The sequence below is a fragment of the Vibrio sp. 9-16B-A1 genome (genome assembly GCF_056726165.1).
Map to the genome: position 1 here is coordinate 1 of NZ_JBSDZD010000016.1, position 23,927 is coordinate 23,927.

Annotated in this window: 19 protein-coding genes, 1 tRNA gene and 2 rRNA genes; 21 read left to right on the forward strand and 1 reads right to left on the reverse strand. The window is 54.3% G+C overall.

The genetic code is table 11. The features are described 5' to 3' along the window. The 11 genes from ACVB80_RS20690 to ACVB80_RS20740 form a co-directional block, all read left to right on the forward strand. Nucleotides 1-107, forward strand: a 23S ribosomal RNA gene (locus tag ACVB80_RS20690); the annotation flags it as partial. A 97-nt stretch (nucleotides 108-204) separates the two neighbouring features. Next, nucleotides 205-320 (forward strand): 5S ribosomal RNA (gene rrf, locus ACVB80_RS20695). Nucleotides 321-367: 47 nt separating this feature from the next. Next, nucleotides 368-458 (forward strand) — tRNA-Ser (locus ACVB80_RS20700). Between the two features lie 1,119 nt (nucleotides 459-1,577). After that, nucleotides 1,578-3,026, forward strand: a complete 1,449-nt coding sequence (locus ACVB80_RS20705; protein ID WP_481083185.1) for a YfcC family protein — start codon at nucleotides 1,578-1,580, stop codon at nucleotides 3,024-3,026. A gap of 580 nt (nucleotides 3,027-3,606) precedes the next feature. After that, on the forward strand, nucleotides 3,607-4,827 hold the full coding sequence (gene arcA / locus ACVB80_RS20710; protein WP_481083186.1) for an arginine deiminase: 1,221 nt from the start codon (nucleotides 3,607-3,609) through the stop codon (nucleotides 4,825-4,827). Nucleotides 4,828-4,890: 63 nt separating this feature from the next. Then, on the forward strand, nucleotides 4,891-5,802 hold the full coding sequence (arcC, locus tag ACVB80_RS20715; protein WP_481083187.1) for a carbamate kinase: 912 nt from the start codon (nucleotides 4,891-4,893) through the stop codon (nucleotides 5,800-5,802). 96 nt (nucleotides 5,803-5,898) lie between these two features. Next, nucleotides 5,899-6,909, forward strand: coding sequence for an ornithine carbamoyltransferase (locus ACVB80_RS20720; protein WP_481083188.1), 1,011 nt, complete (start codon nucleotides 5,899-5,901; stop codon nucleotides 6,907-6,909). A 385-nt stretch (nucleotides 6,910-7,294) separates the two neighbouring features. Further along, complete coding sequence (gene pyrB / locus ACVB80_RS20725) at nucleotides 7,295-8,224, forward strand: aspartate carbamoyltransferase (protein WP_481083189.1); 930 nt, start codon at nucleotides 7,295-7,297, stop codon at nucleotides 8,222-8,224. A gap of 18 nt (nucleotides 8,225-8,242) precedes the next feature. Beyond that, a complete protein-coding gene (pyrI, locus tag ACVB80_RS20730) occupies nucleotides 8,243-8,707 on the forward strand; it encodes an aspartate carbamoyltransferase regulatory subunit (protein WP_481083190.1) in 465 nt (154 codons plus the stop codon). 343 nt (nucleotides 8,708-9,050) lie between these two features. Beyond that, nucleotides 9,051-9,542, forward strand: a complete 492-nt coding sequence (locus ACVB80_RS20735; RefSeq protein ID WP_481083191.1) for an arginine repressor — start codon at nucleotides 9,051-9,053, stop codon at nucleotides 9,540-9,542. A gap of 149 nt (nucleotides 9,543-9,691) precedes the next feature. Next, entirely contained in the window at nucleotides 9,692-10,666 is a 975-nt protein-coding gene (locus tag ACVB80_RS20740) for a DUF4382 domain-containing protein (RefSeq protein ID WP_481083192.1), read from the forward strand. Nucleotides 10,667-10,793: 127 nt separating this feature from the next. Here the strand turns inward: ACVB80_RS20740 and kduI are convergent, their stop codons facing one another. Further along, on the reverse strand, nucleotides 10,794-11,630 hold the full coding sequence (kduI, locus tag ACVB80_RS20745; protein WP_481083193.1) for a 5-dehydro-4-deoxy-D-glucuronate isomerase: 837 nt from the start codon (nucleotides 11,628-11,630) through the stop codon (nucleotides 10,794-10,796). Nucleotides 11,631-11,821: 191 nt separating this feature from the next. On the opposite strand from kduI, the gene ACVB80_RS20750 reads away from it, so the two are divergent. The 10 genes from ACVB80_RS20750 to ACVB80_RS20795 all read left to right on the forward strand — a co-directional run bounded on the left by ACVB80_RS20750 (nucleotide 11,822) and on the right by ACVB80_RS20795 (nucleotide 23,868). Further along, complete coding sequence (locus ACVB80_RS20750) at nucleotides 11,822-12,748, forward strand: sugar kinase (RefSeq protein ID WP_481083194.1); 927 nt, start codon at nucleotides 11,822-11,824, stop codon at nucleotides 12,746-12,748. A 25-nt stretch (nucleotides 12,749-12,773) separates the two neighbouring features. Continuing rightward, a complete protein-coding gene (locus ACVB80_RS20755) occupies nucleotides 12,774-13,421 on the forward strand; it encodes a bifunctional 4-hydroxy-2-oxoglutarate aldolase/2-dehydro-3-deoxy-phosphogluconate aldolase (protein WP_481083195.1) in 648 nt (215 codons plus the stop codon). Continuing rightward, a complete protein-coding gene (locus ACVB80_RS20760; RefSeq protein WP_481083196.1) occupies nucleotides 13,412-15,031 on the forward strand; it encodes a SulP family inorganic anion transporter in 1,620 nt (539 codons plus the stop codon). The genes ACVB80_RS20755 and ACVB80_RS20760 overlap by 10 nt, the downstream gene beginning before the upstream one ends. Beyond that, on the forward strand, nucleotides 15,016-16,047 hold the full coding sequence (galE, locus tag ACVB80_RS20765; protein ID WP_481083197.1) for a UDP-glucose 4-epimerase GalE: 1,032 nt from the start codon (nucleotides 15,016-15,018) through the stop codon (nucleotides 16,045-16,047). Before ACVB80_RS20760 ends, galE begins: the two co-directional genes overlap by 16 nt. Beyond that, nucleotides 16,044-17,087, forward strand: coding sequence for a UDP-glucose--hexose-1-phosphate uridylyltransferase (locus ACVB80_RS20770; protein WP_481083198.1), 1,044 nt, complete (start codon nucleotides 16,044-16,046; stop codon nucleotides 17,085-17,087). Before galE ends, ACVB80_RS20770 begins: the two co-directional genes overlap by 4 nt. 141 nt (nucleotides 17,088-17,228) lie before the next feature. Next, a complete protein-coding gene (kduD, locus tag ACVB80_RS20775) occupies nucleotides 17,229-17,990 on the forward strand; it encodes a 2-dehydro-3-deoxy-D-gluconate 5-dehydrogenase KduD (protein ID WP_481083199.1) in 762 nt (253 codons plus the stop codon). A gap of 186 nt (nucleotides 17,991-18,176) precedes the next feature. Next, on the forward strand, nucleotides 18,177-19,340 hold the full coding sequence (locus ACVB80_RS20780) for a glycoside hydrolase family 88 protein (protein WP_481083200.1): 1,164 nt from the start codon (nucleotides 18,177-18,179) through the stop codon (nucleotides 19,338-19,340). A gap of 13 nt (nucleotides 19,341-19,353) precedes the next feature. Then, nucleotides 19,354-21,522 carry a 1,3-beta-galactosyl-N-acetylhexosamine phosphorylase gene (gene gnpA / locus ACVB80_RS20785; protein WP_481083201.1) on the forward strand — a complete coding sequence of 723 codons (2,169 nt, stop codon included), beginning with the start codon at nucleotides 19,354-19,356 and terminating at the stop codon, nucleotides 21,520-21,522. Nucleotides 21,523-21,607: 85 nt separating this feature from the next. Continuing rightward, nucleotides 21,608-23,539: a polysaccharide lyase 8 family protein gene (locus tag ACVB80_RS20790; protein ID WP_481083202.1), complete on the forward strand. Its 1,932-nt coding sequence runs from the start codon at nucleotides 21,608-21,610 to the stop codon at nucleotides 23,537-23,539. After that, nucleotides 23,536-23,868, forward strand: a complete 333-nt coding sequence (locus ACVB80_RS20795; protein ID WP_481083203.1) for a cupin domain-containing protein — start codon at nucleotides 23,536-23,538, stop codon at nucleotides 23,866-23,868. The genes ACVB80_RS20790 and ACVB80_RS20795 overlap by 4 nt, the downstream gene beginning before the upstream one ends. The last annotated feature ends 59 nt before the right edge of the window (nucleotides 23,869-23,927 follow it).

The following is a 23,927-nucleotide window of genomic DNA, read 5'->3' on the forward strand; positions in this document are numbered from 1 at the left end:
TAAGTGTCCTGAAGGGTTGTTCGAGACTAGAACGTTGATAGGCAGGGTGTGTAAGCGTTGTGAGGCGTTGAGCTAACCTGTACTAATTGCCCGTGAGGCTTAACCATACAACACCCAAGGGGTTTTGATGGACTCAAAGCAAGAACGAAAACTTGATTGTGTGAATACAGAACTTAAAAACAGCTTTCCGAATTAAAGAATTTGCTTGGCGACCATAGCATTGTGGACCCACCTGATTCCTTGCCGAACTCAGAAGTGAAACGCAATAGCGCCGATGGTAGTGTGGGGCTTCCCCATGTGAGAGTAGGACATCGCCAGGCTTTGAACATCGTTTTTAGTGTCATCACGCTAAGAACACACAAATTGTGGAGAGATGGCTGAGTGGTTGAAAGCACCGGTCTTGAAAACCGGCATACGTTAATAGCGTATCTAGGGTTCAAATCCCTATCTCTCCGCCACATTAAAGAAACCGCTGTGAAAACAGCGGTTTTTTTTCGTCTGGAGATCGTGGTCAGAGGGATTTGAAGCAAATCCCCCCATACCTGGATCTGGCTCCGCCACATTGAAGAGACCGTTGTGAAAACAGCGGTTTTTTTTCGTCTGGAGATCGCTGAAGCCGGGATTTGAAGCGCAAATCCCCCTATGCCTTGATCTGGCTCCACCTCATTAAAGAGACCGTTGTGAAAACAGCGGTTTTTTTTCGTCTGGAGATCGCTGAACCAGGGATTTGAAGAACAAATCCCCCTATACCTCGTTCTGGCTCCGCCACATTAAAGAGACCGTTGTGAAAACAGCGGTTTTTTCGTCCTGAGATCGTAGAAGCAGGGACTTGATGAGTAAATCCCCCATTACCAGGATCTGGCTCTGTCCCATTAAGATCTCAATTATCTGAACCACACTCGAAAAATCGCTGCAAACTATCGGATTTTTATCTCTGAATAATCACACCTGAGATGGCAGGTTTTTGTCATCTGTGGCCAGGCAGAGCAGGCGGACCTGAACCACTTAAATTTTGCTTCCCTGGTGGCCTCATAAGGCCGATCTGTACCTTCTTTTGTTCTTTTACTCAGTAAGTGGAACCGCCCTCACAGCGTGGCTTTCAGAGCGCAGAGAGGCTGAAAGGCGGTTTTTGCCAGGACGCATAATTGATTCAGGTCATAGTTTTGCCCGATAAGTGATTTTTGAGTCTGAATAAGGGCTGTGAATAAATTTTCCGGCTCCGGAGCGTGGTCAGCGTTTCTCAGCATCCGTTTACCCCGGAACCGTGAATATTCTGAATTTTAATCCACGGAAAATACCAAAGTATCTCTGGGTGTTTTGGGGCTGTTTTGGCAGGGGTTTTAACTAATTTGGTTTTGTGAAGGGACGCAAAGTTGTCTTCGGTTTGACTGATTAAAATGGTTGTTAATTAGAGTGTTGCTGAACTGATATTAAAATCAGCTTTTAACTATGAGGAATATATTAATAATAATGCCTCATGGTTTGTTTTTAATATCTGAAAGGATGCTTTATATCGCCAATATTAGTTTGTCGCTAATTGACACATTAGCCCATACGCGAAGCGTAAGGAGAGAGCTATGACAACACAATCTGTACCTACTGAAAACAAAAAAAGCGGTTTTTTCGCAAATTTTAAATTCCCTTCTGCTTATACAATTCTATTTATATTAATCGCATTGGTGGCAATGCTGACATGGATTATTCCTGCAGGTCAGTACGATCGCCAGATGAATGAAGAGCTTGGGCGCGAGGTACCGGTGACCGGTACTTATCAGGCAGTGGAAGGTAACCCTCAGGGGGTTATCGACGTACTCCTTGCGCCGATTGATGGTTTCTATGACCACAACAGCTACGAAGCGGCCGCGATTGACGTTTCTCTGTTCATCCTGGTTATCGGTGGCTTCCTTGGTCTGGTGACCAAGACCGGCGCGATTGACGCAGGTATCGAGCGGGTGACCAAGCGTCTGGAGGGCAGGGAAGAGTTAATGATCCCTATCCTGATGGCTTTGTTTGCAGCCGGTGGTACCGTCTACGGCATGGCTGAAGAGTCCCTGCCATTCTATACCCTGCTGGTACCGGTTATGATGGCTGCGCGCTTTGACCCGCTGGTTGCGGCTGCTACCGTTCTTCTGGGTGCAGGTATCGGTGTGCTGGGCTCGACCATTAACCCGTTTGCAACTGTTATTGCAGCGAACGCCTCCTCGATTCCGTTTACTGACGGTATCATGCTGCGTATCGCTATGCTGGTGATTGGCTGGGTAATCTGTGTGGCTTATGTAATGCGTTATGCACGCATGGTTCAGAAAGACCAGAGCAAGTCGATTGTTTACGACAAGTACGAAGAAAACAAAGCGCACTTCCTGGGTAACCACGGTGCAGAGCAGCTTGAATTTACCGGTACACGCAAACTGATCCTGGCCATCTTCGGCGGTTCATTTGGTGTGATGATCTACGGCGTATCCGTTGCTGGTTGGTGGATGGCAGAGATCTCGGCCATGTTCCTTGCTGCAACGATTCTGGTGGGTATTGTTGCCCGCATGAGCGAAGAAGAGTTCACTAACAGCTTTATTGATGGTGCAAGAGACCTGCTGGGCGTGGCCCTGATCATTGGTATCGCCCGTGGTATCGTGGTAGTGATGGACCGGGGTATGATCACCGACACCATTCTCTACTCTGCAGAGCAGATGGTGACAGGCCTGTCCTCATTCGTGTTCATCAACGTGATGTTCTTCCTTGAGCTGCTGCTGTCGTTCCTGGTGCCATCAACGTCCGGTCTGGCGGTACTGACCATGCCTATCATGGCGCCTTTGGCTGACTTTGCCGGTGTGGGACGTGATCTGGTGATCACTGCGTATCAGTCTGCTTCAGGGCTGGTGAACCTCATTACGCCTACCTCTGCGGTAGTAATGGGTGGTCTGGCGATCGCACGGGTGCCTTATGTGCGCTGGGTGAAATGGGTTGCGCCGCTGCTGGGTATCCTGACCGTATTCTGTATCATCATGCTGAGTATCGGTGCGATGCTGTAAGGCTCTGCTGTAATAACAGAATGAATTATTGAATTAAGCCACCTTCGGGTGGCTTTTTTTATGCCTTTTTTTTGCCTGAATATCTGGATTAATTATTTTTATTGTTCGGATAACTAAAATTAACCCGTAGCACGGTAAAAATGTGATCCAGGTAGACTTTACAGGTAAAAACCTGTTGAGATATTGTTATTTTGCGTAAAGAAATTATCTGACTAGACAGAATTTTTGCATAAATAACTTAGTGATTTCGTTTTTACACTTTATTCATCGCGCATAGGAATCCTCTGTACTTGCATAGTGGGGGCGATTTGGCGTGAAAACGTGATTAAACTTCCCTTTGGGTGGCATATTTATATGCGTTAGTGGCGGGTTTTAACTGAATAAAGATTGTTATTTGGGGCTGTTTTGGGGTGATTCTTAATTAAAAATAAATTGTGACTGATGTCTAAGAATAAAGGTGGGTGAGGCGTAATATTAATTCCAGAACAAATAAATGGATAAACAAATCCATATACCTTTTTCCTGCAAAATAATATTGCTTCTCCATAGAGAGGCAACAGAAAGATAGAGAGATACGATCATGAGTAAGTTCTATGTAGGTTCTGAAGTAGGTCAATTACGCCGCGTTCTGATTCACCGTCCTCGCCGTTCCCTCACTCATCTTACCCCGTCAAATTGTCACGACCTGTTGTTTGATGATGTGCTGGCTGTTGACCGTGCGGGTGAAGAGCACGACGTATTTGCCAAGACCCTGCGTGACCAGGGCGTGGAAGTTCTGCTGCTGACTAACCTGCTTGCTGAAACCCTGGAAGTGCCTGAAGCGAAAGAATGGTTGCTGGGTACGCAAATCAGCAACTACCGTTTCGGCCCTGCATTCGCTAACGACGTGCGCTGCTACCTGGGCGACCTGCCAAATCTGGAGCTGGCTAAAATCCTGACTGGTGGTCTGTCATTCGGTGAAATGCCAATGCCTTCTTCATCCATGCTGCAGGCGATGCACAAGCCGACTGATTTCATCATCGATCCGCTGCCAAATCACCTGTTTACCCGTGACACTTCATGCTGGGTTTACGGCGGTGTGTCTATCAACCCAATGGCTAAAGTGGCGCGTCAGAGAGAAACCAACCATCTGCGTGCGATTTACCGCTGGCACCCAACCTTCGCTGGTCAGGACTTTATCAAGTACTTCGGCGATGAAGAGCGCAACTACGACCGCTCTACTATTGAAGGCGGTGACGTACTGGTTATCGGTAAAGGCGCTGTGCTTATTGGTATGTCTGAGCGTACTACAGCTCAGGGTGTTGAGCAGCTGGCTTCAAGCCTGTTCAAACATGGTCAGGCGAAAGAAGTTATCGCGCTGGAACTGCCAAAAGACCGTTCATGCATGCACCTGGATACTGTAATGACCCACATGCGTGAAGATACCTTCTCTATCTACCCGAACGTTATCCCTGATGACGTGAACTGCTGGAGCCTGACCGGCGACGCAACCGGCGCAGTGAAAGCGACCCAGCAGAGCTCTTACATCCACACCATCGAAAAAGCACTGGGTGTGGGCCAGCTGAACATGATCACCACCGGTGGTGACAGCTTCGAAGCTGAGCGTGAGCAGTGGAATGATGCGAACAACGTACTGACTGTGAAACCAGGTGTGGTTATCGGTTACGAGCGCAACACTTACACCAACGAGAAATACGACAAAGCCGGCATTACCGTTCTGCCAATCCCTGGCGACGAACTTGGCCGTGGCCGTGGCGGCGCACGCTGCATGAGCTGTCCTATTGAGCGTGACGGTATCTGATAACCCGTCTTCCGGTAATACGGGCCAGAGCCCTGGTTCTGGCCCACAGCAGAGATAAGAAAGATGACCAAACAAACAGTAGTTGTAGCACTTGGTGGTAATGCCCTGTTGCGTCGTGGTGAGCCGCTGGAAGCAGAAGTACAGCGTCAGAATATTGAAACAGCGGTCAGAACCATTTCTGAAATCGCAAAAGAGTACAACGTGGTACTGGTGCACGGAAACGGTCCTCAGGTTGGCCTGCTGGCACTGCAGGGACTGGAATACAAAGCAGTAAATCCATACCCGCTTGACGTACTGGGCAGTGAGACCCAGGGCATGATCGGCTACATGCTGATGCAGGAATTCAAAAACCAGATGCCTGATATCAACGCAACCTGCATGCTGACCCAGATGACGGTTGACCCTCGTGACCCTGCATTTGCAGACCCAACCAAGCCAATTGGTCCGGTTTATACAGAAGCAGAAGCCCGCGAAATGGCAGAGAAATACCACTGGACAGTGAAGCCGGATGGCCAGCACTTCCGCCGCGTGGTACCAAGCCCTCAGCCAACCGGCATCATCGAGCATGAAGCGATCACCAGTCTGGTCGAAGCAGGACACCTTGTTATCTGCACCGGCGGCGGCGGTATTCCGGTGAAACGCGAAAATGGCAAACTGGTGGGTGTGGAAGCGGTAATCGACAAAGACATGTCAGCGGCCTACCTGGCCAAACAGCTGAATGCTGATGCTCTGCTTATCCTGACTGACGCCGATGCGGTTTACCTGGACTGGGGCAAACCAACCCAGCACGCACTGCGCCACACCAACCCTTCTGAGCTGGGTCAGTACCAGTTCGATGCGGGCTCAATGGGACCGAAGATCGAAGCGTCGTGTGAGTTCATCAAGCAGGGTGGCAAAGTCGTGGGTATCGGGGCACTGGAAGACGGTCTGCGTATCCTTCAGGGACAGGCTGGTACTAATATCACCCGCGACTAAACAACAGAATCAAAACAACAACTATCTAAACCAATATCGATGCGCACTCCCGCCACGCAGATTGTGGGGGAGGGCGCCAAACATGAGGAATTGACCATGGCTTTTAATCTTCGTAACCGTAACTTCCTGAAACTACTTGATTTCACTCCACGCGAAATTCAGCACATGCTGGAGCTTTCTGCTGAGCTGAAAAAAGCCAAGTACAACGGCTATGAGCAGCCACGTCTGAAAGGCAAAAACATCGCGCTGATCTTTGAGAAAACCTCTACCCGTACCCGTTGTGCGTTCGAAGTAGCGGCGTTTGATCAGGGCGCTTGTGTTTCTTACCTTGGCCCATCTGGTTCTCAGATCGGTCACAAAGAGTCAATGAAAGATACTGCCCGCGTTCTGGGCCGCATGTACGACGGTATCGAGTACCGTGGTTTTGGTCAGGAAATCGTTGAGCAGCTGGGTGAGTACGCTGGCGTACCAGTATGGAACGGCCTGACTGACGAGTTCCACCCAACTCAAATCCTGGCTGACTTCCTGACTATGATGGAGCACGGCCGTGGCAAGCAGCTGCATGAAATGAAGTTTGCTTACCTGGGTGATGCGCGTAACAACATGGGTAACTCTCTGATGGTGGGCGCAGCGAAAATGGGCATGGACATCCGTCTGGTAGCGCCTAAGCAGTTCTGGCCTGAAGAAGAGCTGGTTAAACAGTGTCTGGACATCGCTGAGACTACCGGCGCGAAGATCACCATGACTGAAGACGTGCAGAAAGGCGTTGAAGGCTGTGACTTCCTGTACACCGACGTATGGGTATCTATGGGTGAAGCGAAAGAAGCATGGGATGAGCGTATCAAACTGATGCTGCCATACCAGGTGAACATGGAAATGATCAAAGCGACCGGTAACCCACACGTGAAATTCATGCACTGTCTGCCTGCATTCCACGGCGAAGATACTACCGTTGGTGCTCAGCTTGCCAAAGAATACCCTGAGCTGAAAAATGGCTGTGAAGTGACTGATGAAGTGGTGGAGTCTGATTACTCTATCGTGTTCGATGAAGCAGAAAACCGCATGCACACCATCAAGGCTGTGATGGTGGCAACCCTGGGTGACTAACCCCATTTTGTAAAACAAAGCAGAATAAATGACGGATATTAATTCCGCTCTTCTGTGAACAAGCGGCGCATTTTGCGCCGCTTTTTGTTGTTGTGACGGGGCTTACGCTGCGGGTTGAAATTTGTACTATTCTTGAATAATTATCCGATGAATGAATACTTTAGATAAGGGGTTGCGCGGCGTTTTTTTGCGCGTATAATCCTTCGCAATTTGTCTGCTGAGAGAAAAAAATGAACAAGGTAAACGTTTGCGCCAAGTCCAAACTGCAGTGCCGCCTGAAGGTGGTGCCGGCCCTTTGTTTTTTCTCAGTTACAACCTTTATATCAGCCCTCTTTTTTTAAAGAGGGCTTTTTTTTGCCCGAAATCCGATGGAGGAAGAAACGTCATGACGAATCCGTTATACAACAAGCACATCATCTCTATTCCTGAGCTGAGCCGCAGTGAACTGGAACTAGTCGTTGAGACCGCAGTCCGCTTAAAAGCGGAGCCGTCTCCAGAGCTGCTGCGTAATAAAGTCGCAGCGAGTTGTTTTTTTGAACCATCAACCCGTACCCGCCTGTCATTTGAGACCGCGGTGCAGCGCCTTGGTGGTACGGTGATCGGATTCGATAACGGCGGCAACACTTCGCTGGCCAAGAAAGGGGAAACACTGGCTGACTCAGTACAGGTGATTTCATCTTACGTGGACGCATTCATCATGCGCCACCCGCAGGAAGGCGCTGCGCGTCTGGCATCTGAGTTCTCCAACGGTGTGCCAATCATCAACGGCGGTGACGGTGCCAACCAGCACCCGACCCAGACTCTGCTCGACCTGCTGTCTATCTACGAAACCCAGGGACGTCTGGACAACCTCAACATCGCGTTTGTTGGTGACCTTAAGTACGGCCGCACCGTTCACTCCCTGACTCAGGCGCTGGCCAAGTTTAATAACGTGCGCTTCTACTTTGTCGCGCCGGAAGTGCTGGCGATGCCGGACTACATCTGCGAAGAGCTCGACGAACTGGGTATGACTTACAGCCTGCACAACAGCATCGAAGAAGTCGCGCCGGAGCTGGATATTCTGTACATGACCCGGGTGCAAAAAGAGCGCTTTGACGAATCAGAGTACGCGCACATCAAGTCGGCTTTCATCCTGACCGCAGAAACCCTGACCGGTGTGCGTGACAACCTGAAAATTCTTCACCCGCTGCCAAGGGTGGACGAGATCACCACGGATGTCGATAAAACGCCTTATGCGTACTACTTTGAGCAGGCTGAAAACGGGGTTTACGCCCGTCAGGCATTGCTGGCTCTTGTTCTGAATGAAACAGTTTAATAATACGGGGAGATAATCATGGTGAAGCAAAATCAACTGCAGGTAGAAGCAATCCGCAACGGTTCGGTGATCGACCATATCCCGGCAAACCTTGGGATTAAAATCCTCAAACTGTTTAAACTGCACCGCACTGATGAGCGCATTACTATCGGTCTGAACCTGCCATCATCGGCACTGGGTGCCAAAGACCTGATTAAAATTGAGAACGTGTTCCTGACTCCGGGGCAGGCCAACCAGCTGGCCCTGTACGCTCCAAAAGCGACTGTGAATCAGATTGAAGAGTACCAGGTCGTCAATAAACTGACCCTGGAGTTGCCGGAGCGTATCGATGGCGTATTCAGCTGCCCGAACAGCAACTGTATCTCCCACGGTGAGCCGGTGGAGAGCCACTTTAAAGTTCTGACTGCCAAAGAGCAGGTACAGCTTAAGTGTCACTACTGTGAGAAAGTGTTCTCACGCGAAATCATGACTGAATCCCGCTGATCATATGGGACTGACAGAACAGGGGCGGCCGGTTTGGCTGCCCCTTTTTTTGGGTCTCTGCAAACAGGAACCGGCTCCTTGGCCGGAGCGCCGGTCAGGCTGATAAGATTCCGGCGCATATCACTTTTGTGTAATCAGTATGCCGATCGGATAAATTCTGTGATCGGTTTTGAATTTGGTTATATATCTTATCTGTATATTCCCGGGTGGTGTTTTGTTTGGTGATCTTATTCAAAAACCGGTTTATGGATTGCTGGTAAAATTGATGGCTTATCAGGCTCGTGTCACATTCAAACCGCAGGCCGGTCGGGTGTGAGCGTCATACTATGTTGGAGGAGCGGCCATGAGCAACGCCATTGAATGTGAAGACAGAGCAGTCACGATCGACGATCAGAAACTGTCTTCTGCATGTAAATACCTGCTTCAAAATCAAAGCTTCAGCACACAGAACGAACTGCGTGAAAAGCTGGTTGAGCTGGGATTTACCGGAGTGAGCCAGTCGACCGTGTCGCGTCTGTTGTCCCAGCTTGGGGTGGTGAAAGTCCCGAACGCCCGGGGTAAAAAAGTGTACTGCATTACGGTGGAAAATGCGCCGGTGCGGGTGGAATCTTCTATTTCATCTCAGATCGAGTTTATTACCCACAACCAGTCGATGGTGGTGGTGAAAACCCATCCGGGCAGCGCCCAGCTGATCGCCCGGCTGGTGGACACCGACCCTCACTCAGAAATTCTGGGGACCGTCGGTGGCAACGACACCGTGCTGATCATCCCCAAAGACATCAGCCGGATAGATATCTGTGAGTACGCAGTGCGTTCGCGCCTTGGTCTGGTATAAACCAAAGCTGAATCTCAGGCGGCCCCATTTGGGGCCGTTTTTTTATGTCTGATTTTTGTGGTCCTGGTTCCTTTTCCGGCCTGCCGGAACTGGCATTACTGATGATTTGGTCAATAATTAACAGGAGAACCTCAGTCAGGATAAGCAGTATGAACAGATCAGTTTTGGCGGTGTCGCTGGCGGCACTGATGATGGCCGGTTGTAATGGTTCAGGGGGGGCATCCTCTGTATCTACATCCAAAGTTTCTTTTTCGGTGTCGGATGCGCCGGTCGACAGTGCCAGCGTGGTGATGATCGCGTTTGATAAGATCGAACTGGTCCCTGCAGAGGGTGACAGCCTGATCTACGACGTGGATCCCGACGGCAATAATGATTACCAGCAGATCGACCTGCTTCAGGTGCAGGGCACCTCGGTGGATTCGATTCTGGCCGGGCAGGATATTCCGGTCGGCAGTTATCAGAACCTGATCCTCCACGTTGAACCAACCAATGGCCTCAACTATGTGGTGGATAACAGCGGTAATCAGCCACTTAAACAGCCGAGTAATAAACTCAGACTTGGCGCGATCACTATCGCAGAGCAGCCAACCCAGGCCTTTACCATCGAGTTTGACCTGCGCCAGTCGCTGGTGATGCGTGGTAATCAGGGTAATAACAACGGCTATATCCTCAAGCCTCACGGCGTAAGCATCGTGGCCAGTGATATTGCCGCGTCACTGAGTGGTACGGTGGATGCCAGCCTGCTGGCAGAAGGCAGCTGTGTGGCTGAGAGCGGCAACTTTGTTTACCTCTACTCAGGCACTGGTCTGGATGCGACCAAGCTGATTGATATGGTGGATCCGGACGATGAAACTTACACTTCCACCCTGCCGGAAGGCAGCATTGCGCCATATACTTCAGCGCCGGTAGTAATTCAGGGGCAGCAAGACAGTAATGAACCATCGTACCAGATAGGTAACCTGCCACCGGGCAGCTATACCGTGGCGTTCTCCTGTGATGCCGATGGCGATGATCCGGTGAACCTGGATTCCCTGACCATTCCAAACCCGGCTGCCAGTATTGGTGAAGTCACCCTGGGTGACTCAGAAGCAGGCAGTTTTAACTTTCCTGCCCTGACGCCTTAGTCAGTCACGGTTAAACGGAAACAAAAATGCCGGCGCAATGCGCCGGCGAACAGCTATACCCATTTTCAGGGTATCTAAACCGGCAAACGTCCTAAGGGATGGACGTGGCCAATGCCGGTGAAGTCGGTCAACGTAAGGCAGAAACGTCGATGTGGTCCATATCGGTGAACGTCTGGTTTTCACCCACCATTCCCCAGATAAAAGTGTACGCCTGAGTGCCCACACCTGAGTGGATTGACCAGCTCGGTGAGATCACGGCCTGTTCGTTGTGTACCAGCAGGTGGCGGGTCTGCTGTGGCTCGCCCATAAAGTGGAATACCGCCGCTTCGTCTTCCATGTTGAAGTAGAAGTACACTTCCATGCGGCGGTCATGGGTATGGCATGGCATGGTATTCCACAGGCTGCCGTCTTCCAGTTTGGTCAGACCCATCAGCAGCTGACAGGTCGGCAGCACGTCCGGCACGATGTATTTGTAAATCGTACGGCGGTTGCTGGTTTCTGCTTCACCCAGAGTCACCGGAGCGGCTTCCGCCAGGGTGATTTTCTTGTTCGGATAATGGCAGTGGGCCGGGGCACAGTTGTAGTAGAACTTGGCCGGATTCGCTGCGTCATTGCTTTCAAACAGAATCTCTTTGGCACCCTGACCAATATACAGCGCTTCCTGATGAGCGATGTCATAACGCTCGCCGTCGACGATAACCGCGCCGTCGCCGCCGATGTTGATCATGCCCAGCTCGCGGCGCTGCAGAAAATAGTCCACACCGATTTTCTTACCCAGTTCCGGGTCTAACTCCACCTGCTTTTTTACCGGGTTCACGCCACCGAAGATGATTCGGTCGATATGGCTGTAAGTCATGGTCAGCTGGTCGGCGGAAAAGATCTCCTCCACCAGAAATTCGTTACGCAGCTGTTCCGTGTCCAGCGTTTTGGCGTGCTCACTGTGAATGGCTTGACGCACTTGCATTATTCTTCTCTCCCATTGCGTTGTTGCTGACCAAATTATCACCCGTTGCGGTCCATGTGAATTTTTGAAACGCCATTTTATAATCTCTGTCACACATTTCGAAAAATGCACATCGAATAAATTAAAACGCCTTTTCAAAAATGTTTTGGTGCCGCTATGATGGCGTCACAGATGTTATTGAGGTGTGGAGTATGAAAGTCGCGGTAATTGGCGAATGTATGGTGGAAATTCAGGAAGTCAGTGATGTGCTTCGCCAGGGGTTTGCCGGAGATACCCTCAATACGGCCCTTTATCTGGCCCGTTTATGCCGTCAGGGCGAGCGTCAGGCTCAGATCAGTTATTTCACTGCGCTGGGCGAAGACCCGCTCAGTGCGCAGATGATCCAGGCCTGGCAGGCCGAAGGTATTGATACCCGTCCGGTGCGCAGGCTGGAAGGCAGAATGCCCGGGCTCTACTGGGTCAAAAACCGTCCCTGCGGGGAGCGGGAGTTTTTCTACTGGCGTGGCCAGTCTGCCGCCCGTGACTGGATGAGTGCCTGGCAGGACGCGTTCCTGGAGCGGAACCTGGCGAAATATGACCTGATTTACCTTTCCGGGATCAGCCTGGCGGTGCTGAGTGAAGAAGACCGCAGCCGGTTGCTGGCCATCCTGATCCGGCTCAAACAGCGTGGCTGCAAACTGGCGTTTGACAGTAATTACCGTCCGGCCCTGTGGCCCGGCCGCGAGCAGGCTATTGAGTGGATGGAGAAGATTTACCCGTTGCTGGATGTGGCGCTGCTGACCCAGGAAGACGAGCAGGCGCTGTTTGGTGACAAAGACCTTCACGCCAGTCTGGCACGGCTTGGGCGCTATGAGATTGAAACCCTGGTGCTGAAAACCGGTGCAGAAGGCTGCTGGATTGCCAGCCAGGGACAGACCCTGCAGGTACCGACCCAGCCGGTCAGCCAGGTTGTGGATACCACCGCTGCCGGAGACTCCTTTAACGCTGCATTTCTGCTGCGTTATCTGCAGGGCTATGGCTGCGGGGAAGCGGCCCGGGCCGGGCACAGTCTCGCCGGGCGGGTGATCCAGCACAAAGGCGGGATCATCCCCCGTACAGCCATGCCTGCGTTGGCCTGAAATCCAAATACAGAGAGAGAAAACCATGAGTGAACAAAGCATTGCCCTGCGCCTGCAGGAGATGAAAGTGGTACCGGTGATCGCGATTGAAGATGCCGCCCAGGCGGTGCCGCTGGCCAGAACCCTGGTGGAAAATGGCCTGCCGTGCGCTGAAGTGACCTTTCGTACCGAAGCGGCGGCAGAGTCGATTCGCCTGATGCGTGACGCTTTCCCTGAAATGCTGATTGGTGCCGGTACGGTGCTGACCACAGAGCAGGTGGATCAGGCGATAGAAGCCGGGGTGGATTTTGTGGTCAGCCCGGGCTTTAACCCGTCGGTGGTGCGTTATTGTCAGCAGCGCGGGGTTGTGATGATCCCGGGGGTAAACAGCCCGAGTCTGGTGGAGCAGGCGATGGAAATGGGTCTGAGAACCCTCAAGTTTTTCCCGGCCAGCGTTTCCGGCGGTACCGGCATGCTTAAAGCGCTGGGTGCGGTGTATCCGGTGAAATTTATGCCGACAGGCGGGATCAGTGCTTCAACCATCGGTGAGTACCTGGAGCTGCCGCATGTACTGGCCTGTGGCGGTACCTGGATGGTGCCAAAAGATTTGATTGAGCAGGGCCAGTGGTCCGTGCTGGCGGAGCTGGTGCGTGAAGCGGTGGCGGGCGTTCAGCAGGAAGCGCTATGCGCTTAAACCGCCTCTGGCCCTGGTGGGACAGGGTGAACCGGGACAGCCTCCGCGCCGATCTGATGGCCGGGCTGACCGGCGCCATTATCGTGCTGCCCCAGGGGGTCGCCTACGCCATGATCGCTGGTCTTCCGGCGGAATATGGTCTGTACACCGCTATCGTCCCGGCGATTGTGGCGGCGTTGTGTGGTTCTTCCCACCATCTGATCTCCGGGCCGACGGCGGCCCTGTCGGTGATTGTCTTTACCACTGTCAGCCAGTTTGCCCTGCCAGGCAGTGACTTATATCTCCAGCTGGCGTTGACCCTGACCCTGTGTGCCGGGGTGGTGCAGCTGGTTCTTGGACTGGCCCGCTTTGGCGCGCTGGTCAATTTTGTTTCTCACTCTGTAGTGCTCGGATTTACCGCCGGTGCCGCGGTGGTGATCACTATCAGCCAGATTAAGCATTTGTTCGGTCTCAATATTTCCGGCGGTCAGACTGCGCTGGAAAATCTGTGGCTGACGCTGCACGGCCTGACCGGCTGGCAGCCCCTGTCACTGCTGGTGGGCTCTGTGACCATCGCCGTGTGTGTGGTGGTGCAGAAGTGGCGGCCGAAGTGGCCGAATATGCTGCTGGCGATGCTGGCGTCTGCGCTGGTGGCACACCTGCTCAGCCTCAGCGGTCACCCGCTGGCGCTGGTGGGGGAAGTCCCTGCCGGGCTGCCGGAGTTTGTATTGCCTTCACTTGAAAACAGCGGCGGGATGCTGAGCGGAATTATTGCTGTGGCTCTGCTCGGGCTGGTGGAGGCGATCTCCATCGCCCGCTCGGTGGCACTTAAATCGCGCCAGCGGCTGGATGCCAACCGTGAATTTATTGGTCAGGGGCTGTCGAACATCGCCGGGGCGTTTTTTTCCTGCTATGTCTCGTCCGGCTCCTTTACCCGCAGTGGGGTGAATTACACCTGTGGTGCACAGACTCCGCTGGCGGCGGTGTTTGCCGGCATCATTCTGGCGGTGATCATGCTGATGCTGGCGGAATACGCCTCATACATTCCGGTTGCGGGTATGGCGGGGATCCTGCTGGTGGTGGCGTTTAAGCTCATCGATGTGGAGCACATTGGTGACATTCTGCGTCATGACCGCAAAGAGAGCCTGGTGCTGGTGGTGACCTTTGTTGCTGCCGTCACCCTGCATCTGGAGCTGGCGGTGTACGCCGGTGTCGCGGTATCGCTGTTTTTCTATCTGCGTCAGACCTCACGACCGGTGGTGGACTATCTGGATAACGATGAGCTGGGGCTGGGGGGCGAAGCGGCCGAGCACACCCAGGTGATCCGTATCAACGGCTCGATTTTCTTTGGCTGCGTGCCGCACCTGCACAGTGCACTGGAAGCGGTCAGCAAGCCCAACCTGGTGATCCTCGGCAGGGGGATCAATTTTATTGACCATCCCGGAGCCCAGCTGCTGGCTGAGCAGGTGGCACAGTCCGGGCGTCAGGTCTATTTCTGCCGTTTTAAACCCGGGGTGCAGCAGACTCTCGAACAGAGCTGCTTCGCCCGTGATTTTGACTCGCGGCGGTTCTATCCCCGCCTGAGTGAACTGATAACCGAATTAGGAAACGGACAATGCAAGTACTCGTAACCGGTGGCTGCGGCTATATCGGTTCGCACGCCTGTGTCGCGCTGAAAGAAGCCGGGCATCAGGTGGTGATCCTGGATAATTTTTCAAACAGCCAGCCGGCGATTCTGGCTCCGCTGGAATCCCTGATGGGGGAGACCGTACCGGTATACCGCGGGGATATCCGCGACAGCGCGCTGCTGGATGACATTTTTTCCAGCTACTCCATCGATGCAGTGATGCACTTTGCCGGACTGAAAGCAGTGGGCGAGTCGGTGCGTGAGCCGCTGCGTTATTACGATAACAACGTTAACGGCACCCTGGTGCTGGCCGATGCCATGCGTCGCGCCGGAGTAAAAAGCCTGATCTTCAGCTCGTCGGCGACCGTGTACGGCGATCCGCAGCGGGTGCCAATCGTGGAAACCGACCCGACCGGGGCCACCACCAACCCGTATGGGACCAGCAAATACATGGTCGAACGCTGTCTGACTGATATTGCCGCGGCGGAGCCGGACTGGAGTATTACCCTGCTGCGTTACTTCAACCCGGTGGGCGCACACCCGTCAGGCCGGATTGGCGAAGACCCGCAGGGCATCCCCAACAACCTGATGCCGTTTATTACCCAGGTAGCGGTAGGTCGCCGGGATTACCTGAGTGTATTTGGCGACGATTATCCGACCATCGATGGCACCGGTGTACGTGACTATATCCATGTTCAGGATCTGGTGGACGGTCACGTGGCGGCGCTGGAAAAACGCGGCCCGGTCGCCGGTCTGCACACTTATAACCTTGGCACAGGTCAGGGCGTATCGGTACTGGAGATGGTCAACGCGATGGAAGGGGCGGTTGGCGCACCGATCGCGACCAGAACCGAGCCGCGCCGCGCAGGTGACATCGCCTGTTGCTACGCCGACGCCAGCCGCGCAGAGCGCGAACTGGGCTGGCAGGCCAGATACACCCTGGCAGAAATGGCCCGCGACAGCTGGCACTGGCAGCAGAGCAACCCACACGGTTACACCAACCCGGAGAAAGAATCATGAGTGAGTTATTTAATCCTGTCGATCATCCGCACCGCCGTTATAACCCGTTAACCGGGGAGTGGGTACTGGTTTCCCCGCACCGGGCCAAACGTCCGTGGCAGGGCCAGCAGGAGAGCGTGAACGATGAGAAGCTGCCAGATTACCAGCACGACTGTTTTCTGTGCCCGGGCAATACCCGCATCAGCGGTGATGTGAACCCGGATTATCAGGGCACGTTTGTATTTAAAAATGACTTTGCCGCGCTGAATCAGGACACCCCGTTTGCCCCCAAAAGCCAGGATCCGCTGATGAAGATGGAGAGCGCCCGTGGTGAAAGCCGGGTGATCTGTTTTTCGCCCGATCACAGCCGCACCCTGCCGGAGCTCGAGTGTGGTGAGATAGAGAAAGTGATCGCCACCTGGATGGAGCAGACCCGTGAGCTGGGTCAGGACTACCCATGGGTTCAGGTGTTTGAAAATAAAGGCGAGACCATGGGCTGTTCCCAGCCTCATCCGCATGGCCAGATCTGGGCCAACAGCTTTATTCCGACCCTGGTGGCGAAAAAAGACCGCCATCAGCGTGACTATTTTGATCTGCACGGCTCATCGCTGCTGCTCGATTACGCCCGCCGTGAAGCCGCGGATGGTGAGCGGGTGGTGGTGAAAGGTGAACACTGGATTGCGGTGGTGCCGTTCTGGGCGGCCTGGCCGTTTGAAACCCTGCTGCTGCCGCTGTCTCCGGTGGCCCGCCTGACGGAGCTGACAGATGAACAGCAACAGGATCTGGCGAAAGTACTCAAAGAGCTGACCTGTCGTTACGACAACCTGTTCAGCTGTTCCTTCCCGTACTCCATGGGCTGGCATGGCGCACCGCTGGATCAGGCGCGCAGTGAACACTGGCAGGTGCACGCCACGTTTCTTCCGCCCCTGTTACGCAGCGCGAGCGTGCGTAAATTTATGGTGGGTTACGAGATGATGGCCGAAAGTCAGCGCGACCTGACCCCTGAGCAGGCGGCTGAAAAACTGAGAGCCGTTCCGGCAGTGCATTACCGGGATAAGTAAGAGTTTAATCACATATCCGTAACGCAAAATTTTTTTGTCTTTATTTTTTTGGTGAAACGATGTTTCAATATATACAAATAAAGGTTTCTTTTCTTGGCGAGCTGAGAGAGGCAGCGGATAATTACATAAAGGAAACGAAAGATGGTTTTAGACAGTTTTAACCTTGAAGGCAAAGTTGCGCTGGTGACTGGCTGTAATACCGGTTTAGGCCAGGGCATGGCTGTGGCGCTGGCTCAGGCGGGTTGTGACATCGTGGGCGTGAACTACGCCGGCGCAGACGATACCCCGGCGCTGGTCGAAGCGGCCGGACGACGTTTTTACCCGATTCAGGCGGACCTGGGTCAGTCAGATGTGATCCCTCAGGTGGTCGATCAGGCCGTGTCTGCTGCCGGACGCATCGACATTCTGGTCAACAACGCCGGTATTATCCGCCGTGAAGACGCGATCGATTTCAGTGAAAAAGACTGGGATGACGTAATGGACATCAACATCAAGAGCGTGTTCTTTATGTCTCAGGCGGTGGCGCGTCAGTTTATCGCTCAGGGAAATGGCGGCAAGATCATTAACATTGCTTCCATGCTCTCTTTCCAGGGCGGTATCCGCGTACCGTCTTACACTGCATCCAAGAGTGCGGTGATGGGCGTGACCCGTTTGCTGGCTAACGAGTGGGCCAGCAAGGGCATCAACATTAACGCGATTGCCCCAGGCTACATGGCAACCGACAACACTGCTGCGCTGCGTGCAGACGAAGCGCGTAACCAGGCGATTCTGGAGCGTATTCCGGCAGACCGCTGGGGTGACCCAAAAGACCTGGCCGGTCCGGTGGTGTTTCTTGCTTCCCCGGCCGCAGACTACATCAATGGTTATACGGTCGCCGTCGATGGCGGCTGGCTGGCCCGCTAAGCGAAAGAGGATTGCTTCGGCAATCCTTTTTTATTGCTCTCAAATTAAAAACTAAAACAACGTTTTAAAAATGTGAGCGAGACGCCGGTTTCCTGCGCCTGACCAGGCTAGTATTACTCTTATCAATGATGGTGCCTGCACGGATGTCAGGCAGGAATATTTTTCAGTTAAGAGAGTTGTATCCGCATGAGTGTTACCCTCCCCCCGTTACCCGGAACGCTGGACGCACAGCGCGTGATTGGTCACCTGCCGGTCGTGGTTGACGCGATCAAGCGTAATATCCCGAAAATCGGCGAGCGCAATCCCAAGATCGGTACTGCAGATAACCAGTGGCAATACTGTGACCAGTTTGACTGGGTATCGTCATTCTGGACCGGAGAGCTGTGGCTCTGTTACCAGATGACAGCCGAAAGCCAGTTTAAGAACAGTGCCAAGCTGCGCAAATCCTACTTTGCGGATATGCTGCTCGACCCATTCTGGCTCGACCACGACCTGGGGTTCCAGTACAGCCTGAGCTGCGTGGCGGATTACAAACTGACCGGCGACGAAGAGTCGAAAATGATGGGCATTCGCGCCGCAGACCACCTGATCCACCGCTTCCGCAAGATTGGCGGTTATATCGTCGCGTGGAATGACACTCATCCGCTGGGTCCGGAAATCACCCAGGGCAAATCTATCATCGATTCGCTGCAGAACACTGCGCTGCTGTTCTGGGCATCTGAGGTGACCGGATCTCCGGTCTACGCACAGGCAGCCCGCCGTCACAGCGAGACACTGGCCAAACACATAGTGCGTGATGATTTCTCAACCTACCACTCGTTTAACTTCCATCCGGTGACGCAACAGCCGATCAAAGGTGAAACCTTCCAGGGTTACGCCGACGACTCCTGCTGGGCGCGTGGTCAGTCGTGGGCGATCCACGGTTTTGCCCAGACCTACCTCTACACCAGAGATGAAAAATTCCTTGAGCTGGCGAAAGAGCTGGGCCGTTACGCGCTGGAGCAGATCACCCCGGACGGCGTGCCGGTGTGGGACTACTCGCTGCCAGCCGACCAGGTGCAGTACAAAGACAGCTCTGCCGGTGCGATCACCGCGGCCGGTCTGCTGCTGATCGCCCAGTGCTGTGATGACGAAGCAGAAGCCAAAGCGTTCCGTGACTGGGGCCTGTACCTGCTGCAGGGACTGATGGACAGCTGCGACCTGACCGGCGATGAAACTGCGCTGGGTCTGCTGGCGCACGGCGCTTCGTTCGTCAAAGTTGGCCTGTGCGACAACATGCTGCCATACGGCGACTACTACTACCTGGAAGCCCTGATGCGGGCCAACGGTTACCAAAAATTCTTCTGGTAAGTAAGGAAACCCCATGACAACCAAAGGTCATATGACCCTGCCGGTAGAAGTCGGGCAGGAAGAGGTCGTGCTCGATCTTTACAAAAAGTGGCAGGCAGACGCACTGCGTGACAGTGACGGCACCAGCATGCCTGCCGTACTGGCAGAGCAGGATTGTGATATCTACTCGGTGATGTGTCTGGTGCGTGCCGACCAGGAGTATGCGAATCAGAATCCTCAGTACCTGCACCGCAAATACCTGATGTCTTTCCCGGTCACCGCGATGGACGAAACCGTGGTGGTCACGCCACTCGATGGTTACAGCAAAGACAAATACGAACTCGATGATGACTGTGATGCGAAACAGTGGTGGGAAGTGCGCAACCGCACTACCAATGAAGTGGTCAGCCCATCGCAGTGGGAGTTTGACGGCAGCCAGGTCACCGTTTATCAGGCCGTGCCGTACCATGAATATACCGTGACTTTCCTTGCCCGTCAGGTGTGGGACAGCGTGTCGATGTACAACGCCCTGACCAATGACTGGGATGGCCCGCGCATTAAGAGTCTCGACCCGTATCACCCGGAGTGTCGCGCCCACCTGCTGGAGCATTTTGCTCACTGGCTGGAGACGCATCCGAACACTTCTGTGGTGCGCTTTACCACCTTCGCCTTCCTGTTCGTGATCGATACCGGTGAGAAAAACCAGGACATCTACCGCGACTGGACCGGCTACGGTGAGACGGTTTCACCGCGCGCGCTGCAGGACTTTGAACAACGCTTTGGCTACGCCCTGACACCGGAAGACTTTGTCGACGCCGGTTACTACAACGGCACTTACAAAGTACCTTCCAAACGTTACCAGGACTGGATGACGTTTGTGCAGGAATTTGTAGTCGGCTTTGCTGCCGAGCTGGTGGAAATGGCCCATAAAGCCGGCAAGAAAACCGCCATGTTCCAGGGTGACCACTGGATCGGTACCGAACCTTTCCTGGAGAGCTACCAGCAGATCGGCCTGGACATCAATATCGGTGCGGTGGAAGACGGGGTGGCGCTGCGCCGCCTGACCGACTCCCCGGGCGAGCAGGTGCGCGAAGCGCGTTTCTACCCGTATTTCTTCCCGGATGTATTCCGTGAAGGCAACGACCCTGTGGTGGAGTCAATGTCCAACTGGACTAAAATCCGCCGCGCGATGCTGCAAAAGCCGCTCGACCGGATCGGCTATGGCGGTTACCTGTCGCTGGCCAACCAGTTCCCGCACTTTATCGACCATGTGTCTGAGATTTCCGCTCAGTTCGGCGATTATCTCAGCCACACCCGGGGTAGCGAATCACAGAAAGTGGCCGGTAAAGTCGCGGTACTGAGCGCCTGGGGTAAAGCCCGCAGCTGGCTGCAGAACCAGGCCCGTGATCAGCGTTTCTACGTGCCGCCGCGTCCGGACGTGATGGAGTTTGTTGGTAACAACCTGCTTGAGTGTCTGTCCGGCCTGCCGTTTGAGGTGGAGTTCATCAGTTTCGATGACATCCTGGAAAATGGCATCAGCGATGAGATTAAAGTGATCATCAACACCGGTGATGCTAACTCCGCCTGGAGTGGCGGCGAATGCTGGGATAATCCGCAGGTGCTGGTGGCGCTGCGCCGCTTTGTTGCAGAGGGCGGCGGTCTGCTGGGGGTAAGTGACCCGTCAGCCTTCCAGGCCAATGGCCGTTATTTCCAGCTTGGGGATGTGTTTGGTCTGGAGAAAGAGACCGCGCTGACCATGGGCCGGGTAGCCATGCCGGTCAGTCTGGCAGACAACCACTACCTGAGTGAGGCGCTGAGCGCGGAACACGACTTTGGTAACCCGAGTTATGTCTACCCGCAGGCGGAAAACCTGGCGGTGATCGCCGCCCAGGGTCAGCACCTGGCACTGACGGCGCGTGAATACGGTGAAGGCCGCGCGGTATATCTGGGTAACCTGCCGTTCTCCATGTCCAATGCACGCCTGCTGCAGCACATTCTGCTGTGGCTGGGTGGTAATGAACAGGTTCAGCACGCCTGGTTGTCTGAGCATCCGTATGTGGATGCGGCTTATTACCCGCAAACCGGTATGGCGACCCTGGTCAACTTCAGCGATCAGCCTCAGCAGCTGACCGTCTGTGACCGGAAGGGCAGTGAGCAACACTATCAGCTGGCGCCGTATGAGTGGCGCTGGATACAGGACTAACCAACCAGAGGGCGCGTCAGCGCCCTTTTTTTAAAGCATGATTTCACAACATTTACTGATCATAAGGAATCGCTGCGCGGGAGAAATGGCCCGCCTGCAGCGTACGGTGAACCCGGAGCTCAGGGAGCAGACCGCCCGGTGGATGGCAACCCAGCAGGCCGATGGCAGCTGGCCTGATATCTGCCTGGATAATGTGGCGGAAGATGGCGGGCAGATAAAAGCGTATTTAACCCGGGTGATGCTGCTGGCCGCAGATTATTACAGTTACCGCCATCAGGACTCACTTCGCGCCACTCTGCAGGCGCTCTGGTACTGGTACCGGGAGCCGCGCCAGAACTGGAACTGGTGGTGGAATGAGATTGGCCGTCAGCGTTATCTCGGACCGGCTGCGCTGCTGACCGGTGACGCCCTGCCGGATGAACTGCAGGCCAGGATCATTGCCGATCTTCCGGATCAGGCGGGCATGACCGGTGCCAATCTGGCAGACCTGGCTAATGGCGTGGTAATGCGCGGTTTGCTTGAAAGCAACAGTGAACGGTTTCAGGCCGGTATTGATGCCATGGCAGAGACCATAGTGGTCACCGAAGAAGAGGGGATTCAGGCGGACTTTTCCTATCACCAGCACGGGCCGCAGATCTATAACGGCGGGTATGGCGAGTCCTTTATCAACGGCGTGCTGATGTGGGTGTATCTGACCCGGAATACCCCGTTTGCGGTATCGCATCAAAAACAGCGCCTGCTGGTGGACTACTTTATTCATGGCACCATGTGGATGAACCGCTCCGGCCGGTTTGATTACAACGTCTGTGGCCGGGCGGTGGCCAAACCTTCGCTGGAGCAGCCCCGCAGCCGTGAAGTGGCCGCCTCGCAGGCGCGCTGGCTGAAAGAGCTGGCACCGGATCAGACCGGGCTGCTGCAGGCTTACCTCGACCACCTTGAGGGGGACGTGCACCCCTACCTTGGCAGCCGGGTGTATCACTGTTCAGATTACGCGGTGCAGATCGGCCGTGACCATATGATTACCATTAAGGCCAACTCACGCCGTACCAAACCAATAGAAACCGGCAATCAGGAGAACCTGCTCGGTTACTGGCTGGGTTTTGGCAGCATGAATCTGGCCCGTCACGGGCAGGAGTATCATGACCTGTTTCCGGTGTGGGACTGGAGCCGGATTCCGGGGGTTACCTGTCCGCAGGTGGCGATGCCGACCGTGGAGTGGGGGCAGATCGAGCAGCAGACCGGCTGGTGCGGGGGAGTGAGCGCGCCGGGTTGCAGCGTGCTGACCTTTGAGCTCGACTGCCAGCAGACCCAGGGGCTGAAATCCTGGTTTTTGCTCGGTGAGCTGGTGGTGGCGCTGGGGACCGGGATCAGTTCTGCTCACCCGGAGCCGGTGGCAACGACGCTTAACCAGTGTCGTCTGAACGGGGCTGTGCTGGTCAACGGACGGCGGCGTGAGAACGGAAAGTCTGAGCTGGGGCCGGGCGACTGGCTGCATCACGACGGATTTGGCTATCTGCTGCTGGGTGAGAGCCGGGCAGAGCTGACCATGGGCACCCGCAAAGGCAGCTGGCAGCGGGTGAATGCGCACCTGGACGGAGCCCCGGTGGAAGAGGAAGTGATGCAACTGTGTATAGAGCACAGCAGTCAGCCGCAGGATCAGGACTATCAGTACGCGATTCTTGCCGGTGTGAGCAGTGCAGAGATGAGAAAGCGGGTGGAGTCCCTGAATCTTGAGGTGCTGAGCAATGATTGCCATGTTCAGGCGGTTTGCTGTCAGAACTCACTGGCGGCGGTGTTTCACCAGCCCGGCAGCCTTGATTGCGGGGATGGCCGCACGCTGTGGGTCAGCCGGCCCTGCGTGATCACCCTGCAGGGGCACATAGCCCATGTGGCCACTCCGGATGGGGCAGTGGCGCTGCAGATTGGTATTACCGGCAGTGCGCCGGTATGGCTGAATACTCCGGAGCGGGGTGCAACCGCGACGGTAGGATTAACTAAGGAGCAAATAACAGCATGAGTGGTTTTTTTCACAGTCAGCAACATGAGTACACGGAGCTGGGCGGCGGGGTAAGGCGTAAAATTACCGGCCATACACCGGAGCTGATGCTGGTCGAAGTCCATTTTGACGCCGGAGCAGTCGGTGAGCCGCACGCGCATGAAGCGCACGACCAGATCGCTTATGTGGTCGCGGGCAGTTTTGAGGTCAGCCTCGAAGGAGAGGTGCGCCGTATCAGTAAAGGGGACACGTTTGTCGCCGCCAAAGGGATGCTGCATGGGGTGGTGGCGCTTGAGCCGGGCTCGGTGCTGCTCGATACTTTCTCCCCGGCCAGACAGGATTTCCTCTGAGTTATTTGCTCTGAATAATAAAAGCCCGGTCATTGCTGACCGGGCTTTGTTTTGTCGGG

What these genes read in the sequence shown, in the direction of transcription:
- ACVB80_RS20795 (WP_481083203.1), top strand. Translation starts at nt 23,536, where the DNA reads ATGAGTGGTTTTTTTCACAGTCAGCAACATGAGTACACGGAGCTGGGC.
- ACVB80_RS20705 (WP_481083185.1), top strand. Translation starts at nt 1,578, where the DNA reads ATGACAACACAATCTGTACCTACTGAAAACAAAAAAAGCGGTTTTTTC.
- ACVB80_RS20720 (WP_481083188.1), top strand. Translation starts at nt 5,899, where the DNA reads ATGGCTTTTAATCTTCGTAACCGTAACTTCCTGAAACTACTTGATTTC.
- gnpA (WP_481083201.1), top strand. Translation starts at nt 19,354, where the DNA reads ATGACAACCAAAGGTCATATGACCCTGCCGGTAGAAGTCGGGCAGGAA.
- ACVB80_RS20755 (WP_481083195.1), top strand. Translation starts at nt 12,774, where the DNA reads ATGAGTGAACAAAGCATTGCCCTGCGCCTGCAGGAGATGAAAGTGGTA.
- ACVB80_RS20740 (WP_481083192.1), top strand. Translation starts at nt 9,692, where the DNA reads ATGAACAGATCAGTTTTGGCGGTGTCGCTGGCGGCACTGATGATGGCC.
- ACVB80_RS20750 (WP_481083194.1), top strand. Translation starts at nt 11,822, where the DNA reads ATGAAAGTCGCGGTAATTGGCGAATGTATGGTGGAAATTCAGGAAGTC.
- ACVB80_RS20780 (WP_481083200.1), top strand. Translation starts at nt 18,177, where the DNA reads ATGAGTGTTACCCTCCCCCCGTTACCCGGAACGCTGGACGCACAGCGC.
- ACVB80_RS20770 (WP_481083198.1), top strand. Translation starts at nt 16,044, where the DNA reads ATGAGTGAGTTATTTAATCCTGTCGATCATCCGCACCGCCGTTATAAC.
- arcC (WP_481083187.1), top strand. Translation starts at nt 4,891, where the DNA reads ATGACCAAACAAACAGTAGTTGTAGCACTTGGTGGTAATGCCCTGTTG.
- kduD (WP_481083199.1), top strand. Translation starts at nt 17,229, where the DNA reads ATGGTTTTAGACAGTTTTAACCTTGAAGGCAAAGTTGCGCTGGTGACT.
- pyrB (WP_481083189.1), top strand. Translation starts at nt 7,295, where the DNA reads ATGACGAATCCGTTATACAACAAGCACATCATCTCTATTCCTGAGCTG.
- kduI (WP_481083193.1), bottom strand. Translation starts at nt 11,630, where the DNA reads ATGCAAGTGCGTCAAGCCATTCACAGTGAGCACGCCAAAACGCTGGAC.
- galE (WP_481083197.1), top strand. Translation starts at nt 15,016, where the DNA reads ATGCAAGTACTCGTAACCGGTGGCTGCGGCTATATCGGTTCGCACGCC.
- arcA (WP_481083186.1), top strand. Translation starts at nt 3,607, where the DNA reads ATGAGTAAGTTCTATGTAGGTTCTGAAGTAGGTCAATTACGCCGCGTT.
- ACVB80_RS20790 (WP_481083202.1), top strand. Translation starts at nt 21,608, where the DNA reads ATGGCCCGCCTGCAGCGTACGGTGAACCCGGAGCTCAGGGAGCAGACC.
- ACVB80_RS20760 (WP_481083196.1), top strand. Translation starts at nt 13,412, where the DNA reads ATGCGCTTAAACCGCCTCTGGCCCTGGTGGGACAGGGTGAACCGGGAC.
- pyrI (WP_481083190.1), top strand. Translation starts at nt 8,243, where the DNA reads ATGGTGAAGCAAAATCAACTGCAGGTAGAAGCAATCCGCAACGGTTCG.
- ACVB80_RS20735 (WP_481083191.1), top strand. Translation starts at nt 9,051, where the DNA reads ATGAGCAACGCCATTGAATGTGAAGACAGAGCAGTCACGATCGACGAT.